This is a genomic window from Nocardioides lacusdianchii (genome assembly GCF_020102855.1).
GTDB classification, from domain to species: domain Bacteria; phylum Actinomycetota; class Actinomycetes; order Propionibacteriales; family Nocardioidaceae; genus Nocardioides; species Nocardioides lacusdianchii.
In genome coordinates, this window is sequence record NZ_JADHZD010000004.1 from 80,007 (window position 1) to 96,712 (window position 16,706).

General features: G+C 71.1%; 16 protein-coding genes. 11 read left to right on the forward strand and 5 right to left on the reverse strand.

The annotated features are described in order from the left end of the window. Nucleotides 1–7: 7 nt before the first annotated feature. The 3 genes from purH (at nt 8) to IRX98_RS06880 (ending at nt 2,935) form a co-directional block, all read left to right on the forward strand. Complete coding sequence (gene purH / locus IRX98_RS06870) at nt 8–1,567, forward strand: bifunctional phosphoribosylaminoimidazolecarboxamide formyltransferase/IMP cyclohydrolase (protein WP_224275745.1); 1,560 nt, start codon at nt 8–10, stop codon at nt 1,565–1,567. A gap of 161 nt (nt 1,568–1,728) precedes the next feature. Beyond that, on the forward strand, nt 1,729–2,574 hold the full coding sequence (locus IRX98_RS06875) for a bifunctional methylenetetrahydrofolate dehydrogenase/methenyltetrahydrofolate cyclohydrolase (protein WP_224275081.1): 846 nt from the start codon (nt 1,729–1,731) through the stop codon (nt 2,572–2,574). Nucleotide 2,575: 1 nt separating this feature from the next. Continuing rightward, nucleotides 2,576–2,935: a DUF3017 domain-containing protein gene (locus tag IRX98_RS06880; RefSeq protein ID WP_224275083.1), complete on the forward strand. Its 360-nt coding sequence runs from the start codon at nt 2,576–2,578 to the stop codon at nt 2,933–2,935. Nucleotides 2,936–3,018: 83 nt separating this feature from the next. Here IRX98_RS06880 and IRX98_RS06885 read toward each other — a convergent pair whose 3' ends face one another. Beyond that, nucleotides 3,019–4,005 (reverse strand): malate dehydrogenase, encoded by a 987-nt coding sequence (locus IRX98_RS06885; protein ID WP_224275085.1) that lies wholly within the window; start codon nt 4,003–4,005, stop codon nt 3,019–3,021. 106 nt (nt 4,006–4,111) lie between these two features. On the opposite strand from IRX98_RS06885, the gene IRX98_RS06890 reads away from it, so the two are divergent. Then, nucleotides 4,112–4,795, forward strand: a complete 684-nt coding sequence (locus tag IRX98_RS06890) for a hypothetical protein (RefSeq protein WP_224275087.1) — start codon at nt 4,112–4,114, stop codon at nt 4,793–4,795. A gap of 5 nt (nt 4,796–4,800) precedes the next feature. Here IRX98_RS06890 and IRX98_RS06895 read toward each other — a convergent pair whose 3' ends face one another. Then, complete coding sequence (locus IRX98_RS06895; RefSeq protein WP_224275089.1) at nt 4,801–5,904, reverse strand: MIP family channel protein; 1,104 nt, start codon at nt 5,902–5,904, stop codon at nt 4,801–4,803. Nucleotides 5,905–6,086: 182 nt separating this feature from the next. On the opposite strand from IRX98_RS06895, the gene IRX98_RS06900 reads away from it, so the two are divergent. From IRX98_RS06900 to IRX98_RS06915, 4 genes are all read left to right on the forward strand, one after another. Continuing rightward, complete coding sequence (locus IRX98_RS06900) at nt 6,087–8,300, forward strand: NADP-dependent isocitrate dehydrogenase (RefSeq protein ID WP_224275092.1); 2,214 nt, start codon at nt 6,087–6,089, stop codon at nt 8,298–8,300. 10 nt (nt 8,301–8,310) lie between these two features. After that, the gene (locus tag IRX98_RS06905; protein WP_224275094.1) at nt 8,311–8,997 is read left to right on the forward strand and encodes a DUF6498-containing protein; all 687 of its coding nucleotides are present in this window, start codon (nt 8,311–8,313) and stop codon (nt 8,995–8,997) included. Between the two features lie 61 nt (nt 8,998–9,058). Continuing rightward, nucleotides 9,059–10,297: an MFS transporter gene (locus tag IRX98_RS06910; RefSeq protein ID WP_224275097.1), complete on the forward strand. Its 1,239-nt coding sequence runs from the start codon at nt 9,059–9,061 to the stop codon at nt 10,295–10,297. A 104-nt stretch (nt 10,298–10,401) separates the two neighbouring features. Continuing rightward, complete coding sequence (locus IRX98_RS06915) at nt 10,402–10,560, forward strand: hypothetical protein (protein ID WP_224275099.1); 159 nt, start codon at nt 10,402–10,404, stop codon at nt 10,558–10,560. A 75-nt stretch (nt 10,561–10,635) separates the two neighbouring features. Here the strand turns inward: IRX98_RS06915 and IRX98_RS06920 are convergent, their stop codons facing one another. The 3 genes from IRX98_RS06920 to trpS all read right to left on the reverse strand — a co-directional run bounded on the left by IRX98_RS06920 (nt 10,636) and on the right by trpS (nt 13,673). Next, a complete protein-coding gene (locus IRX98_RS06920; RefSeq protein ID WP_224275101.1) occupies nt 10,636–11,814 on the reverse strand; it encodes a lipase family protein in 1,179 nt (392 codons plus the stop codon). Between the two features lie 151 nt (nt 11,815–11,965). Beyond that, a complete protein-coding gene (locus IRX98_RS06925; protein ID WP_224275103.1) occupies nt 11,966–12,541 on the reverse strand; it encodes a DUF4328 domain-containing protein in 576 nt (191 codons plus the stop codon). Between the two features lie 82 nt (nt 12,542–12,623). Further along, entirely contained in the window at nt 12,624–13,673 is a 1,050-nt protein-coding gene (gene trpS / locus IRX98_RS06930) for a tryptophan--tRNA ligase (RefSeq protein WP_224275105.1), read from the reverse strand. 60 nt (nt 13,674–13,733) lie between these two features. Between trpS and IRX98_RS06935 the strand changes: the two genes are divergently transcribed. From IRX98_RS06935 to IRX98_RS06945, 3 genes are all read left to right on the forward strand, one after another. Beyond that, nucleotides 13,734–14,243, forward strand: a complete 510-nt coding sequence (locus tag IRX98_RS06935) for a 2'-5' RNA ligase family protein (protein WP_224275107.1) — start codon at nt 13,734–13,736, stop codon at nt 14,241–14,243. After that, nucleotides 14,243–15,295, forward strand: a complete 1,053-nt coding sequence (locus tag IRX98_RS06940) for a YihY/virulence factor BrkB family protein (protein ID WP_224275109.1) — start codon at nt 14,243–14,245, stop codon at nt 15,293–15,295. Before IRX98_RS06935 ends, IRX98_RS06940 begins: the two co-directional genes overlap by 1 nt. Before the next feature lie 286 nt (nt 15,296–15,581). Continuing rightward, entirely contained in the window at nt 15,582–16,595 is a 1,014-nt protein-coding gene (locus IRX98_RS06945; RefSeq protein WP_224275111.1) for a hypothetical protein, read from the forward strand. The last annotated feature ends 111 nt before the right edge of the window (nt 16,596–16,706 follow it).

Below are 16,706 nucleotides of genomic sequence, written 5' to 3' on the forward strand. Positions count from 1 at the left end.
CGACCCGATGCGCATCGCCGTCCGCCGAGCGCTCGTCTCCGTCTACGACAAGACCGGCCTCGACGACCTCGTCCGCGGCCTGCACGACGCCGGCGTCGAGCTCGTCTCGACCGGCGGCTCGGCCGCGCTGATCGAGTCGCTCGGCCTCCCGGTGACCGAGGTGGAGGACCTCACCGGCTTCCCCGAGTGCCTCGACGGCCGGGTCAAGACCTTGCACCCGCGCGTGCACGCCGGCATCCTCGCCGACCGCCGCCTCGACTCCCACGTCGCGCAGCTCGAGGAGCTCGGCGTCGAGCCGTTCGACCTCGTCGTGAGCAACCTCTACCCCTTCACCCAGACCGTGGCCTCCGGCGCGAGCCCCGACGAGTGCGTGGAGCAGATCGACATCGGCGGCCCGTCGATGGTGCGCGCCGCGGCGAAGAACCACCCCAGCGTCGCCATCGTCACCTCGCCCGCGGCGTACGACGCCGTGCTCGCCGCCGTGGCCGCCGGCGGCTTCACGCTGGCCGAGCGCAAGCGCCTCGCCGCCGAGGCGTTCGTGCACACCGCGACGTACGACGTCCACGTCGCCTCCTGGATGAGCAACGTGCTCACCGACACCAGCGAGGGGTCGGGCTTCCCGGCCTGGATGGGTGCCACGTGGAGCAAGGAGGCGGTGCTGCGCTACGGCGAGAACCCCCACCAGGGCGCCGCGCTCTACTCCAACGGCTTCCTCCCCGAGGGGCCCGGTCTCGCCCAGGCCACGCAGCACCACGGCAAGGAGATGTCCTACAACAACTACGTCGACGCGGACGCTGCCCGCCGGGCGGCGTACGACTTCGACGAACCGGCCGTGGCGATCATCAAGCACGCCAACCCGTGCGGCATCGCCGTCGCCGCTGACGTCGCCGAGGCCCACCGCCTGGCCCACGAGTGCGACCCCGTCAGCGCCTTCGGCGGCGTGATCGCGACCAACGTGCCGGTCTCGGTCGAGATGGCCCAGCAGGTCGCGGAGATCTTCACCGAGGTCATCGTCGCCCCGGCCTACGAGGACGGCGCGATCGAGGCGCTCCAGGCCAAGAAGAACATCCGGGTCCTCGAGTGCCCGCCGCTCACGCGCGGTGGCGGCGAGATGCGCGCGATCTCGGGTGGGCTGCTGCTGCAGGCCCGCGACGTCATCTCCGCCGAGGGCGACGACCCCTCGACGTGGACGCTCGCGACCGGCGAGGCCGCGTCCGACGACGTCCTCGCCGACCTCGCCTTCGCCTGGCGCGCCTGTCGCGCGGTGAAGTCCAACGCGATCCTCCTCGCCTCCGGCGGTGCGTCCGTCGGCGTCGGGATGGGACAGGTCAACCGCGTCGACTCGTGCCGCCTCGCCGTCGAGCGCGCAGGGGAGCGGGCCGCCTCGGCGGTCGCTGCCTCCGACGCCTTCTTCCCCTTCGCCGACGGTCCGCAGATCCTCATCGACGCCGGCGTGAAGGCCATCGTCCAGCCCGGCGGCTCGGTGCGCGACGCCGAGGTGGTCGCAGCCTGCGAGGCAGCCGGCGTGACGATGTACCTCACCGGCACGCGGCACTTTTTTCACTAGGGGACGCGCCAGCGGACCCGTGAGTGAAAAGGTCGAGTGCGCCCGCGACCGAGGAACGAGGTCGCGACGGCGTGTATCGAGACCCGACCTCGAGACCCGACCGCCGGAGGCGAAGCGACTCCGCGAGCCCCAGCCCCATCGACGATCCCTAGGATGACACCGTGACGGCACAGACCCTGGACGGCGCAGCCACGCTGCGGACCATCAAGGCGGAGCTGGCGCAGCGCGTCGCCGTGCTCAAGGAGAAGGGGGTCGTCCCCGGCCTCGGCACCGTGCTGGTCGGCGACGACCCCGGCTCGCACTGGTACGTCGGCGCGAAGCACAAGGACTGCGCCGAGATCGGCATCACCTCGATCCGGCGCGACCTGCCCGCGACGGCGAGCCAGGCCGAGGTCGAGGCGGTGATCGACGAGCTCAACGCCGACGACGGGTGCACCGGCTTCCTCGTGCAGCAGCCGACCGGCCTCGACGAGTTCGCGCTGCTCTCGCGGGTCGACCCCGACAAGGACGTCGACGGCCTGCACCCGATGAACCTCGGCAAGCTGGTGCTGGGGGAGTCCGGTCCGCTGCCCTGCACCCCGGTCGGGGCGATCGAGCTGCTGCGCCGCCACGACGTCGCCATCGCCGGCGCCGAGGTGGTCGTGGTCGGCCGTGGTCTCACGGTCGGGCGCCCGCTCGGTCTGCTCCTCACCCGCCGGTCGGAGAACGCCACCGTCACGCTCTGCCACACGGGCACCGTCGACCTGGCCGGGCACGTGCGGAGCGCCGACATCGTGATCGCCGCGGCCGGCGTGCCGGGGATCATCACCTCCGACATGGTCAAGCCGGGTGCCGCGGTGCTCGACATCGGGGTTTCCCGTGTCGCCGGCAAGGTCACCGGTGACGTGCACCCGGGCGTGTGGGACGTCGCCGGCTGGGTCTCGCCCAACCCCAAGGGCGTCGGACCGATGACGCGCGCGATGCTGCTGAGCAACATCGTCGAGATCGCCGAGCGGTCCGTCGCCTGACATGGGCGAGCCGGACCGCATCGAGCCGCCCGACTCCGTGGATCCGGTCTCGGCGGAGCCGGTCGACCCCGAGGAGCCGCGCCGCTACCCCTCGACGCTCGGCGGGGCGTTCTACCTGGTCGTGCTCGGCGTGGTCGGGTTCGCCCTGCTGCTCGTCTCCCTCGGCGAGTGGCGCAACGGCATCCGCCTGTTCGGCGGCTCGCTGCTCCTCGCCGCCGCCGTACGCCTGGTGCTGCCCACGCGCAACGCCGGCATGCTCGCCGTACGCCACAAGGTGCTCGACGCGCTCATCCTGCTCGCGCTCGGGGGCTCGCTGATCTTCCTCGCCGGCTCGATCCCGGACCAGCCCGGAGGCTTCTAGCCCGTCCAACGCACGAGCGGTGCGTGGGACAGGTTTCTCGACTGCAGAACCTGTCCCACGCACCGCTCGGGTGCGTCAGTGCCTCAGATGAGGCCGAGCTCGGTGACCGCCTGGCGCTCCTCGGCCAGCTCGGCGGTCGAGGCGTCGATGCGCGCCCGGGAGAAGTCGTCGATCTCGAGGCCCTCGACGATCGACCAGTCGCCACCGGAGGTGGTGACGGGGAACGAGGAGATCAGGCCCTCGGGCACGCCGTACTCGCCCTTGGACGCCACGGCCATCGAGACCCAGTCGTCGGCTGCGGAGCCGAAGAGCCAGTCGCGGGCGGCGTCGATGGTGGCGGACGCGGCCGAGGCGGCCGAGGACGAGCCCCGGGCGTCGATGATCGCGGCGCCGCGCTTGGCGACGGTCGGGATGAAGTCGTTCTCCAGCCAGGCCTGGTCGCCGACGAGCTCGGCGGCGTTGCGGCCGCCGACCTCGGCGTGGAAGAGGTCGGGGTACTGGGTCGCGGAGTGGTTGCCCCAGATCGTCATCTTCTTGATGTCGGTCACGGACGCGCCGGTCTTGGCCGCGAGCTGGCTGATCGCGCGGTTGTGGTCGAGGCGGGTCAGCGCGGAGAAGCGCTCGCGCGGGATGTCGGGGGCGTTGCTCATCGCGATGAGGGCGTTGGTGTTGGCCGGGTTGCCGGTGACGCCGATGCGGACGTCGTCGGCAGCGACCGCGTTGAGGGCCTTGCCCTGCGCGGTGAAGATCGCACCGTTGGCCGAGAGCAGGTCGCCGCGCTCCATGCCCGGGCCGCGCGGGCGCGCGCCGACGAGCAGGGCGAGGTTGACGCCGTCGAAGATCTTCTCGGCGTCCGCGCCGATCTCCACGCCCGCGAGCTGCGGGAAGGCGCAGTCGTCGAGCTCCATCACGACGCCCTCGAGCGCCTTGAGGGCAGGCTCGATCTCGAGCAGGCGGAGCTCGATCGGGCGGTCCGTGGCGAGGGCGCCGCTGGCGAGGCGGAAGAGCAGGCTGTAGCCGATCTGACCGGCGGCGCCGGTGACGGCAACCTTGAGCGGTTCGGAGGTCACGGTGGGTTTCTCCTCGTGAGGTGAGCGCGAGCGTGGTGTCCCGCTGACGCTAGCAGCGCCGCCGCCGCTGGTGGCGGGCTGGTGCGCGGCTGGCATGCTGGCGCCCATGACGAGGCCCCCCGGAGCCGTACGCCGCCCGCGGGCCGCAGCAGCGCTGGCGGCCTGCCTCGCGCTCGGGCTGTCGGGCTGCGCGGGCCTGGGCCAGCCGCAGCCCTACGACTCCCCGGGGATCAACGGCCTGGTCATCCCGACGCCGAGCCCCTCGCCCGACGACTTCGTCAGCGGCGTCGACAACCCGTGGCTCGCGCTGGAGCCCGGCGCGACGTGGCGCTACGACGTGAGCGAGGAGGGGCGCCCTCTCGGGACGATCGACGCCGAGGTCCTCGATGCCACCACCGAGATCGCCGGGCTGGAGGCGACCGCGCTGCGGGTCGTGATGGACCTCGACGGCCCCACCGCCGAGGAGATCCGTTTCTACGCCCAGGACGAGGCCGGCAACGTCTGGCTGGTGGGCGTCGACTCGGCCACCGGGCTGTCCTGGCGTGCCGGTGTCGACTCCGCTGAGGCGGGCCTGGCGATGCCCGCGGACCCGCGGCTCGGTGACGGCTGGCTGCGGTTCAGCGTGCCGAACCTCCTCGAGGCCCGCACCCGGGTCGAGGACCAGTCGGACACGTTGGTCCAGACGCGCGACGAGGCCGGCACCACCACTCGCAACGTCTACGAGCGGGGCGTCGGCCTCGCCAGTGTCGAGGACCTCACCGCCGGCTGGCAGGCAGTCCTCTCGCGCTAGGTCGGTCAGTCCGGCCGGCGCACCTGGGTGCGGCCGTCGTCGTCGCCGTCGGGGTTGCCCCAGTGGCCCGGAGCGCCGGGCTGCCCGGGCTGCTGCCCGGGCTGCTGCTGCGGAGCACCCCACTGACCGGGCTGCGACGGCGGCTGCTGCTGCGGCTGCTCTGCCGGGGCCGGCTGGCCCCACTGGCCGGGCTGCTGCGGTGCCGCCTGGGGCGTGGAGTACGGGTCGGGCTGCTGCTGCGGCGCGGGCTGGCCCCACTGCTGCTGCGGGGGAGCGCCCCACGCGGCGCCGGGCTGGCCCCAGCCGCCCTGCTGGCCCTGGTTCCACTGGGCCTCGTAGCTGCCGGGGACGAACTGGTCCTTGCGGCCGCCGCCGAAGTTGAGGCCGGAGCCGGCGACCGGGGTCGCGCCCTGGCCGAAAAGCAGCGGGTAGGTGAGTCCGGCGATGGCCGCGCCGACGAGCGGGGCGACGACGAAGAGCCAGAGCTGGACGATCGCGTCGGTGCCGGCGAAGACACCCACGCCGATCGAGCGGGCCGGGTTGACCGAGGTGCCGGTGAGCGGGATCGCGACGAAGTGGATCATCGCCAGCGCCAGGCCGATCGCGAGCGGCCCCATCACGGCGTTGACCTCGTTGCGCTCGTCGGTGACCGCGAGGATGATCCAGAGGAAGATCGCGGTGAGCAGGATCTCCACCAGCAGCGCTGCCCACCAGGCGTAGCCCGAGCCCTGGTCGCCGAAGAAGTTCTGCCCCATGTTGCCCTCGGCGCTGAAGCCCTCGAAGCCGTTGCCGAGCCCGAACAGCATCGCGCCGGCGAGCAGGCCGCCGAGGAGCTGGGCGGCCATGTAGATGCCGACCTGGTTCCACGGCAGGCGGCCGCCGAGCACGGCGCCCAGCGTCACGGCCGGGTTGAAGTGCCCGCCCGAGATGCGGCCGACGGCGTACGCCATCACCACGACGGTGAGGCCGAAGGTCAGGGCGGTCGCGACGAGGTCGCCGCCGCTGTAGACGGCGGCGCCGCAGCCGAAGAACACGAGCACGAACGTGCCCAACGTCTCGGCGGTGAACTTCTGCCCGGTGGTCGGTGTGGCTTCGACGGTGTCGCTCATTGGCGAGTCCCCTCCAGAGTCGTGGTGGCCGTACCCCGCGTAGGCCACGCGAAGCCTAGCCTCGCTCGCACCGGGGTGCGAGGGTAGGCGAGTCGCGGCGCAGCCCGGTGTCAGGTATCTTGACGTCAAGAGTTATGCCGCCCGATCGACCACCCAGAGCGACCACCAGGAGCTGTCGTCCCATGGCCAAGATCATCTACACCCACACCGACGAGGCGCCGCTGCTCGCGACGTACTCCTTCCTCCCGATCATCGCCGCCTACGCGAAGACCGCCGGTGTCGAGGTCGAGACGCGCGACATCTCCCTCGCCGGCCGCGTGATCGCGCAGTTCCCCGACCGCCTGACGGAGGAGCAGCGTCTCGACGACGCCCTCGCCGAGCTCGGCGAGCTGGCCACCAAGCCCGAGGCCAACATCATCAAGCTGCCCAACATCTCCGCCTCGATCCCGCAGCTCAAGGCGACCATCGCCGAGCTGCAGTCGCAGGGCTACGACCTGCCGGCCTACCCGGAGAACCCTCAGACCGACGACGAGCGTGAGGTCCGCGCCCGCTACGACAAGGTCAAGGGTTCCGCGGTGAACCCGGTCCTGCGCGAGGGCAACTCCGACCGTCGCGCCCCGGCGTCGGTGAAGAACTATGCCAAGGCCCACCCGCACTCGATGGGTGCCTGGAGCAGCGAGTCGAAGACGTCGGTCGCGACGATGGGCCAGGACGACTTCCGCAGCAACGAGCAGTCGGTCGTGCTCGAGTCCGACGACACCCTCTCGATCGTGCACGTCGGCGCGGGCGGCGAGGAGACCGTCCTCAAGGAGGGCCTCGCGGTCCTCGAGGGCGAGGTCGTCGACGCGACCTTCATGAGCGCCTCCGCGCTGGACGCCTTCCTCGAGGAGCAGGTCGCGAAGGCCAAGGCCGACGGCGTGCTCTTCTCCGCCCACCTCAAGGCCACGATGATGAAGGTCTCCGACCCGATCATCTTCGGCCACGTCGTGCGCGCCTACTTCGCCGACGTGTTCGCCCAGCACGGCGAGCAGCTCGCCGCCGCCGGCCTCTCGGCCAACGACGGCCTGGGCGGCATCCTCGCCGGCCTGGACAAGGTGGAGGGCGGCGCGGAGATCAAGGCCGCCTTCGAGAAGGGCCTCGCCGAGGGCCCGGCCCTGGCGATGGTCGACTCCGACAAGGGCATCACCAACCTCCACGTGCCCTCCGACGTCATCATCGACGCCTCGATGCCGGCGATGATCCGCACCTCGGGCCAGATGTGGAACGCCGACGGCGAGCAGCAGGACACGCTCGCGGTGATCCCCGATTCCTCCTACGCCGGCATCTACCAGGCCACGATCGACGACTGCCGCACCCACGGAGCGCTCGACCCCTCGACCATGGGCTCGGTGCCCAACGTCGGCCTGATGGCCAAGGCGGCCGAGGAGTACGGCTCGCACGACAAGACCTTCGAGGTTCCTGCCGCGGGCAAGGTCGAGGTCCGCAACGCCGCCGGTGACGTGCTGATGTCGCACGACGTGCAGCCCGGCGACATCTGGCGTGCCTGCCAGACCAAGGACGCCTCGATCCGCGACTGGGTCAAGCTCGCCGTGACCCGGGCCCGCGCCAGCGCGACGCCCGCCATCTTCTGGCTCGACAAGAGCCGCGCGCACGACGCCAACCTGATCGCCAAGATCGAGGCCTACCTGCCCGAGCACGACACCGAGGGCCTGACGCTGGAGATCATGGCGCCGGCCGAGGCGACGACGTACTCGCTCGAGCGGATCCGCCGCGGCGAGGACACGATCTCGGTGACCGGCAACGTGCTGCGCGACTACAACACCGACCTGTTCCCGATCCTCGAGCTCGGCACCAGCGCCAAGATGCTCTCGATCGTCCCGCTGATGAACGGTGGCGGCCTCTTCGAGACCGGCGCGGGCGGCTCGGCGCCCAAGCACGTGCAGCAGCTGGTGAAGGAGGACTACCTGCGCTGGGACAGCCTGGGCGAGTTCTTCGCGCTGGCCGCCTCGCTCGACCACCTCGGCGGCTACGACGACAACGCGCGCGCCCGGATCCTCGGCGAGACGCTCGACCGCGCGACGGAGACCTTCCTCAACGAGGACCGCTCCCCGGGCCGCAAGCTCGGCACGATCGACAACCGCGGCTCGCACTTCTACCTCGCCCTGTACTGGGCCGAGGAGCTCGCGAAGCAGACCGAGGACGCCGAGCTCGCGGCCGCCTTCGCCGCCCTGGCCGGCACGCTGCGCGAGAACGAGCAGACGATCGTCGAGGAGCTGCTCGCGGTGCAGGGCAAGCCGGCCGACATCGGTGGCTACTTCCGCCCCGACCCGGAGAAGGCGGCGGCGGTGATGCGCCCGTCGACGACCTTCAACGAGGCGCTCGCCACCATCGGCTGAGCATCCGCACATGAGCACGGGAGAGCAGGGGCCGCCGCGGGCGCCCCTGCTCTCCGCCGTCTCCCTGGTCGTCGGCAACCTCCTGCCCGTCTGGGCGGTCTGGGCCGGCCACATGTCGGTGGGGGACGTCTTCGTCGTCTACTGGCTCGAGAACGTCGCGGTCTGGGCGATCACGATCGTCAAGGTCCGCACCGCCCGCGGCGTGCCGGGACGGGCCGCCTCGTCGTGGAAGCTGAACGGCCGCCCGGTCGATCCCGACGACCCCCGCCCGCTGGCGTTCTTCTTCGCCCTCCACTACGGCATCTTCACCTTCGTCCACGGGGTCTTCGCCTTCGTGATGGCCTTCCTCGCCGGGGGTGAGCTGCACCCGGCGTCCTGGCTGCTGGCCGGTGTCGCGCTCGGGCTGAGCCACCTCGCCTCGCTCTGGATCAACTGGTACGACGGCGGCGAGCGTCTCGTCGTCTCCGCGCAGCGCGCGATGTGGCTGCCCTATCCCCGCATGCTGGTGCTGCACGTCGGGATCCTCGTGGGCTTCGGCCTCGTGATGGGCACCGTCGCCCCCGGTGGCTCGCCCGGTGGCGTGCGCGAGGTCGCGCCGGTGCTCGTGCTGCTCGGCCTCAAGACGGTGGTCGACCTCGGGCTGCACCTCTGGGAACGCTCCCGCGCCGGCGCGGGAGCGGCTGCCGCGACCGGGTGACCTCGACCACCCGGCGCCCGGCCGGGGAATATCCCCCCGCGAGGGGCTCTTGCGGGAGGTGATGACGACTGCTGCTCCCGCCCCGGCCGAACCCACGCTCGACGACCTCGACGTCCCCTCGGTGACCGCCCGGCACTTCGGGCTCGCCGTCCTGGCGCTGGCGATGGGCGGCTTCGCGATCGGCACGACGGAGTTCGTGACGATGGGCCTGCTGCCGCAGATCGCCGGAGGGGTCGACGTCTCGATCCCCACCGGCGGCCACGTCATCTCGGCGTACGCCGTGGGCGTGGTGGTGGGCGCCCCCGTGCTCGCCTTCCTCGGCGCGCGGCTCCCGCGGCGGGCGCTGCTCCTCGCGCTGATGGCCGCCTTCGCGCTGGGCAACAGCGTCAGCGCCCTGGCCACCTCCTACGAGCAGCTGATGCTCGCGCGCTTCGCCGCCGGTCTCCCGCACGGCGCCTACTTCGGCGTCGCGTCCCTGGTCGCGGCCAGCATGGCCCGTCCCTCGCGCAAGGGACGGGCGGTCTCGCAGGTGATGCTGGGCCTCTCGGTCGCCAACGTGCTCGGCGTACCTGCAGCGACCGTGCTCGGCCAGGAGCTCGGGTGGCGTGCGGCGTTCTGGGCAGCCTCCGGACTCGCCGTGGTGACGCTGGCCCTGGTCGCGTGGTTCGTCCCCTCGGTGCCGGGTGACGCCGAGGCGAGCGGACGCCGTGAGCTCTCCGCTTTCAAGGTCCCCCAGGTGTGGCTGACCCTGCTGGCCGGCGCAGTGGGCTTCGGCGGCATGTTCGCCGTCTACACCTACATCGCGCCCGTCGTCACCGACGTCGCGGGCCTGGGGGAGCGGTCGGTCGCGATCTTCCTGCTGTCCTTCGGCCTCGGCATGGTCGCCGGCACCTGGCTGGCCGGGATCATGGCGGACTGGTCGATCTTCCGCTCGCTGATCATCGGCGGGGTCGGCATGGCGGCTGCCCTGCTGGCCTTCTGGGTCGCCGCGCCGTACGGCTGGGCGGCGCTGCCGGTGGTCTTCCTCATCACCACGCTGGGATCGGTGCTCGTCGTCAACCTCCAGCTGCGCCTGATGGACGTCGCCGGAGAGGCCCAGACGCTCGGTGCGGCGATGAACCACGCCTCGCTCAACATCGCCAACGCCCTCGGCGCCTGGCTCGGTGGCCTGGTCATCGCCGCCGGCTGGGGCCTGCGCGCCCCGGCGCTCGTGGGCCTCGGGCTGTCGCTGGCCGGGGTGGCGATCCTGCTGCTCTCCGCCACCCTCCACGTGCGTGGCCGCGCGTCGACCGCCAGCTGATTTTCCTGGCGTTAACACAAACGGAACTCCTGCGTAAGCCAGACTTGGAACGATCCAAGTCATGGAGGCGGGGGGTCCGCCCCGAAATTTTCCGGAGGTCAGGCATGGACGAGGACACGATCATCACCGCGATGGAGCGCCGTCGCGAGCTGCGCGACCGCAACGTGCACGACGTGGTGGAGCTGCTGAAGCGGCGCGAGGAGCTCAAGGGGGTCTACCCGATGGCCGACCTGGTCGTCGACAACCTCGGCTGGGTGGTCTGAGCCCCACAGCGCTGACGCAGCACGAGCCCCGCCCGGGGAGCGGGCGGGGCTCGTGTCGTCCTGGGTGGGGCCGGCTCAGATCAGCCAGCAGTTGCTGATCTGCGGCAGGCCGAGGAACCTCGCCTCGAAGAACGGCAGCGCCTCCACCGTCTGCGGCACGATGCCGCCCACGTGGAGCGGGGCGACGTTGGTGGAGAAGAAGACGTTGGCGCCCTTGCCGCACCACGACTTCGCCATCTGCTTGCCCACCGAGTAGGGGATCACGTCGTCGAGCGCTGAGTGGGTGACCAGCACGGGGACCCTCGGCTTGATGGTGCCGATGCGCTGGGCGGCCACGATCGACTTGAACGGTTCCGCGGCCATCAGGGTCGACATCGGCTGGCCGTTGTAGCTCAGCGTCGAGGACTTCACGAAGGCGTTGTTGAGCAGGTCGAAGACGCACTCGGTCTCGACCCGGTCGCTGGTCGCGCGACCCGTCGCGTTGAGGTAGGGCGAGAGGTCGACGTCGTAGCTGGCCGCGAGGCCGCGCAGCGCGAAGAAGGCGAACGAGGAGTAGAGCCCGCCGTCGAGGTTGGTGGCGACCTTGGTGAGGTCGGCCGGGACCGCGCCGACCACCGCACCCTTGAGGCGCAGTTCGGGGGCGTACGTCGAGGCGAGCTCGACCGCGGAGGCTGCGGCGCCCCCGCCCTGGGAGTAGCCCATCAGCCCGACCGGGCTGGTGCTGCTCAGCCCCGTGCCGGACAGGCGCTGCGCGGCGCGTACGACGTCGAGCGTGGCCCGGCCCTGCGAGACCCGGTCCATGTAGGTGTGGACGCCGACGGTGCCGAGGCCCTCGTAGTCGGGCATCGCGACGGCGTACCCGCGCAGCAGCAGGCCCTCGATGCCGATGCCCTCGTACTCGATGCCCTCGGAGAACTGTCGCGACGGGGCGCACCGGTCCGCCATGCCCTGGGTGCCGGGTGCGTAGCCGATGACCGGGCGCGAGCCCACGCCGATCCACGGTGCGTTCGGCACCAGGACGGTGCCGGAGACCGCGATGGGCCTGCCTGCGCGGTTGGTGCTCTTGTAGAGCACCCGCTTGGCGTTGCGGACCAGGCTCGTCACGTCGAGCGGGTCGAGCAGGAACGTCATCGGCTCGCTGCGGATCAGCGCGCCGTTGGCGCTGGGTAGCGAGGCTGGGGTCTCGTAGAACGCGGGCCGCGGCGGTTCCGCGACGGCTGCGTGGGCCGTGGTCGGAGCGAGGGCTCCGGTCACGAGCGTGGCGGTGAGGACGGTGAAGAGTGACGCGATCGCGCGTGCCGACCGACCCCGAGCGTGGGTTCGACGGCGAGATGTTGCTGCCATGGTGGCTTCCCTCCCGGACCGGACGACCCGGCCTCGAGCGGAAACCTACTGGTGAGTCACATCACAGTGGGAGTGTGACGTTCGTCACCTCGACAGGCTCCTTGAGCGCGTGCATGAGTGAGTTGACGATGCGCACCCAGAGCACCAGGCCGGCCACGGTGACGGCGGCCGTGATCCCGTGGAACAGGGGCAGCAGGGCCACCAGGTCGGCGTCGGGGGTCCCCGACCAGGGGAGCAGGCGCGAGGCGATCTGCCCGGCGAAGAGCGCCACGACCCACAGTCCCCACCACAGGCCGAGGTTGAGTCGTCGCCGCTGGTCGCCCCAGGGGTCGCGCCAGGCGTTGCGGACGATGTCGCGCACCACCTGGTAGGGGAACCACAGACCCACGACTGGCACGACCCAGCCGAGCCACGTCCACGCCGGACCGCGCTGGTGGGGGAACCCGGGAGCGAGCGCCTCCGCGATGCGTCGGGCCCGCTGGAGGAACAGGCTCGTCACGATCCACAGCGGCAGGAGCACGGCATAACCGATGCTCAGCACGTCGTAGGCGGTGAGGACCGTGGTCACGTCGGCACCCTCGCGCGCCGCGTCGGCGTACGCCTCTGCGGCGCCGAAGGACGTCACGAAGAGCAGCACCTCGACGACTGTGTAGACCGAGGCCAGGACGAGCGCAGCGACGGCCAGGCCCTCGGGACCCGGGGCAGCACGGCGGGTGGGTTCACCCGTAGACCATGCCCATCGCCTCGCGCACCTCGTCGAGCGTCGCCTCGGCCACCTCGTTGGCGCGCGTGTTGCCGCGTCGCAGCACCTCGACGAGGTAGCCGGGATCGGCCTCGAGCTCGGCGCGGCGCGCGCGCAGCGGGGCGAGCTCGGTGTTGATCGCGTCGGTGAGCCGGCCCTTGAGCGCCCCACCGCCACCGTCGCCGACCTCCTCGGCGACGGTGGCCGGCTCGGTGCCCTCGCAGAGCGCGATGAGGGTGAGGAGGTTGGCGACCTCGGGACGCCCGTCCGGGTCGTAGGTGATGACGCGGTCGCTGTCGGTCTTGGCGCCCTTGAGCTTCTTGGCCGTCTCGTCGGCGGTCATCCGCAGCTCGACGACGTTGCCCTTGGACTTGCTCATCTTGGTGCCGTCGGTGCCGAGGATCAGCGGCGCCTCCGACAGCAGGGCACCGGGCTCGGGGAAGACCGCTGCGTAGCGGTCGTTGAAGCGTCGCGCCACGACCCGGGTCTGCTCGAGGTGGGGGAGCTGGTCGCGTCCCACCGGGACGACGTTGGCCTTGCAGAACAGGATGTCGGCGGCCTGGTGGACGGGGTAGGTGAGCAGCAGCCCGCCGATCGAGGTGATGCCGGCCGACTTGGCCTCGTCCTTCACGGTGGGGTTGCGCTGGAGCTCCGCGACGCTGACCAGGCTGAGGAAGGGCAGCATCAGCTGGTTGAGCGCCGGGACGGAGGAGTGGGTGAAGATCGTCGCCTTCTCGGGGTCGAGCCCGGCCGCGATGTTGTCGAGCAGCAGGTTGCGCACGTTGCCGGCGATGTCGCCGGCGACCTCGCGGTCGGTGATCACCTGGTAGTCGGCGATGAGCTGCCAGATCTCGGCGCCGCTGTCCTGCAGGCGGAGGCGGTTGCGGATCGAGCCGAAGTAGTGGCCGATGTGCAGCGCTCCGGTCGGACGGTCCCCGGTCAGCATCCGCAGCGAGGCCGGGTCGTCGGCCATCTGCTGCTCGATCGCCTCGCTGCGGGCCTGGGCGGCGCGGAAGGTGTCACTCACGACGGGCGAGCCTACTTCCCGGCTGCACGGTGCGGCGAACCGGTTATGTAGGGTCGGCGAGTGCCCACCATCGGAGTAGCCATCGCGATCCCCGAGCCCTGGGCGAGTGAGCTCCAGGACTACCGCACCTCGGTCGGTGACACGACCGCGACGCAGATCCCGACGCACATCACCCTCATCCCTCCGGCGGAGGTCGAGGACGCCGAGCTCGACACCGTCACCGAGCATCTCGCGCACGCGGCCTCGGCCGTGGAGCCCTTCGACATCCACCTGCGCGGCACCGGCACGTTCCGCCCGGTGTCCCCGGTGGTCTTCGTGACGGTGGCCGAGGGGATCTCGCACTGCGAGGTGCTCGCCGACGCCGTACGCAAGGGTCCCCTCGCGGTCGACCTCGACTTCCCCTACCACCCGCACGTCACCATCGCCCACCACCTCGACGACCCGGTCCTGGACCGGGCCTTCGACGAGCTGGCCACCTTCGAGTGCCGCTTCGGCGTCGACGCCTTCAGCCTCTACGTCCACGACGAGCAGGCCGGCTGGCGGCCCACCGACCGCTACGAGCTCGGCTGATGGCGCTCCTCGACTCGGTCAAGGCGAAGGTCGCCGACGTACGCGAGCGTCGGCCCCTCGTCGACCACCTCGTGCGGATGGTCGAGCACTTCGGCAACGTCAACGGTTCGGCACTCGCCGCCGCGGTGACGTACTTCGCGTTCCTGTCCTTCTTCCCGATCCTGGCGCTCGCCTTCGCCGTGATCGGCCTCGTGTCGCGGGCCTACTCCAACGCCGACGACGACCTCGTCACCGCGATCAACGACATCCTGCCGGGGATCGTGGGAGGCCAGGACGGTCTCGACCTGGCCACCTTCCAGGAGAACGCGCCCGGCATCCTCAGCGTGGGGCTCCTGCTCGCCCTCTACTCCGGCCTCGGCTGGCTGTCCGGGATGCGCACTGCGCTCATCGCGGTCTTCGAGGAGCCCGAGCGCGAGCAGCCCAACTTCGTCGTCGGCAAGGTGCGCGACCTGCTGGCGCTGCTGACCCTCGGCTCGGTGCTCCTGGTGAGCGTCGCCGTGTCGGGCGTGGCGACCAAGATCGCCACCCCCATCCTCGAGCTCCTCGGCCTCGGCGCCGGTGCCAAGCCCCTTCTCTGGGCGCTCGCGCTGGCGCTCGGCCTCGCGGCGAGCACGGTGCTCTTCTTCGCCTTCTTCCGCCTCCTCGCCAGCCCCAACGTGCCGTCGCGCTCGCTCTGGTCGGGGGCGCTGCTCGGCGCGATCGCCTTCGAGCTGCTCAAGCAGCTCTCGACGGTGCTGCTGCAGGCCACCCGTGAGCAGCCGGCCGTCCAGGCCTTCGGCATCGCGCTGATCCTGCTCGTGTGGATCAACTACTTCTCCCGCGTCGTGGTCCTCGCCGCCGCCTGGGCGCACACCTCGCCCGAGGCCCGCGCCGCGCGCGAGGCCCAGCTCGTCGCCGACCAGACCGTCGAGGGCCCGCGCATCGACCTCGCGGCGGCAGCGGACGTCGTACGCTCCGCTCCTGCTCCCGCCGGGTCCTCCCCGAAGGCCGCTTTCGCCGCGGGAGCGGCCTCGATGCTCGGCCTCGTCGCGCTCGTACGCCGTCGGCGCTAGGGCTGTTCTCCTGCCGCTTGAGCGGTGAGTGAGGGGGCTCCTTGGGGTGCGGAGTCCTCCTTGCTCACCGCTTGGTGGGCAAAGGAGAACAACTCGCCCACTGGGCGGTGCGTGAGGAGGGCACACGCGGCTCAGTAGCCTCTCTGCCCACCGCTGTTTGCGGGCCACCAGCCGTCCACACGGACCGCTCGGCGCCTCTCGTCCACAGGCCGACCGGACGGCGGTGGTGGCCAAGATCGGATGATGGACCAATGGCGCGATGTTCGCCGTACCAGATCATCTCCGTATGGGCGCCGTCCACCGTCGCGTCGCACTCGAGTCGGGCGTGAGCAGGGACGTTCTCGAGGGTGTCCAGTTCCGCCGCCTCCACGAGGCGGTGTACGTCCATCGCGACCACGAGATGACCTGGGCCGACCACGTGGAGGCAGCGAGGCTGGCGCTGCCGACCACGGCGCGTACGACCGGTGTGACCAGGTTGCGTCAGCTCGGGCTCGACGTCGGCGCGGTGTTTCCGCTGCACTTCGTGATCGAGGGGGACCACCACCTGGTGCTCGACGGGGTGTTCCTCCACCGCACCGTGAAGATGCCGGCGTGCGACGAAGTGGGAGCCACCATCGAGGCCGCCTTCGTGGCGTTCTGCGCCGAGGCCCGACTCATCGACGCGATCGGCGTCGGGAGCTACCTGTTGCACGAAGAGTTGCTCGACCTCAGACTTCTCGACCTGGTCCTGACCAAGGAGAAGTGGCGGCGCGGCGTGCCTGAGGCCGTCTACGCCTTGCCGCACCTCGAGGGACGGTGCCGATCCATCCCTGAGGCGAGGCTCTTCGCCTCTGTGGTCTTTGCGTCGCTGCCGATGCCCGAGGTCAACCGCTCGCTCCGCCTCGATGACGGTGTCGAGCTCACGCCTGACTCTGGTTCGAGGACCACGGACTGGTGGTGGAGTACGAGGGGGCGCATCACCAGGACGATCGCGCCCAGTACAACGCCGACATCGACCGCTACGCGCTCTACCGGCGGCACGACGTGCCGTACGAGCTGGTCACCAAGGAACGGATGCGATCGCCGAAGGCCACGATCAGGCGGGTTCACGCGGCACTTGTCGCTGCGGGCTACGACGGGCCGCCGCCGAACTTCGGTGAGCTGTGGGACTCGCTGTTCCTGCCGCTCAGCGAGCTCGTACGCCGAAGGCGGGGGTGACCTGCTCGAGCGGTGTGTGAGGGGGAGTCGACGACCCCTAGATCCTCGTCACTCACCGCCGCCGGTTGCGCGACGCAGGCCAAGCACGCTCAGCGGTGGCTGAGGCGGAAGCTGCGGTTCCAGAAGCCCCCTCACTCACCGCCCAAGAGGGGGCGTCGCCCCGAGCCGAGACGCAGACGAGGGCCGGGGGAGACCCCCGGCCCTCGTCAGTGGA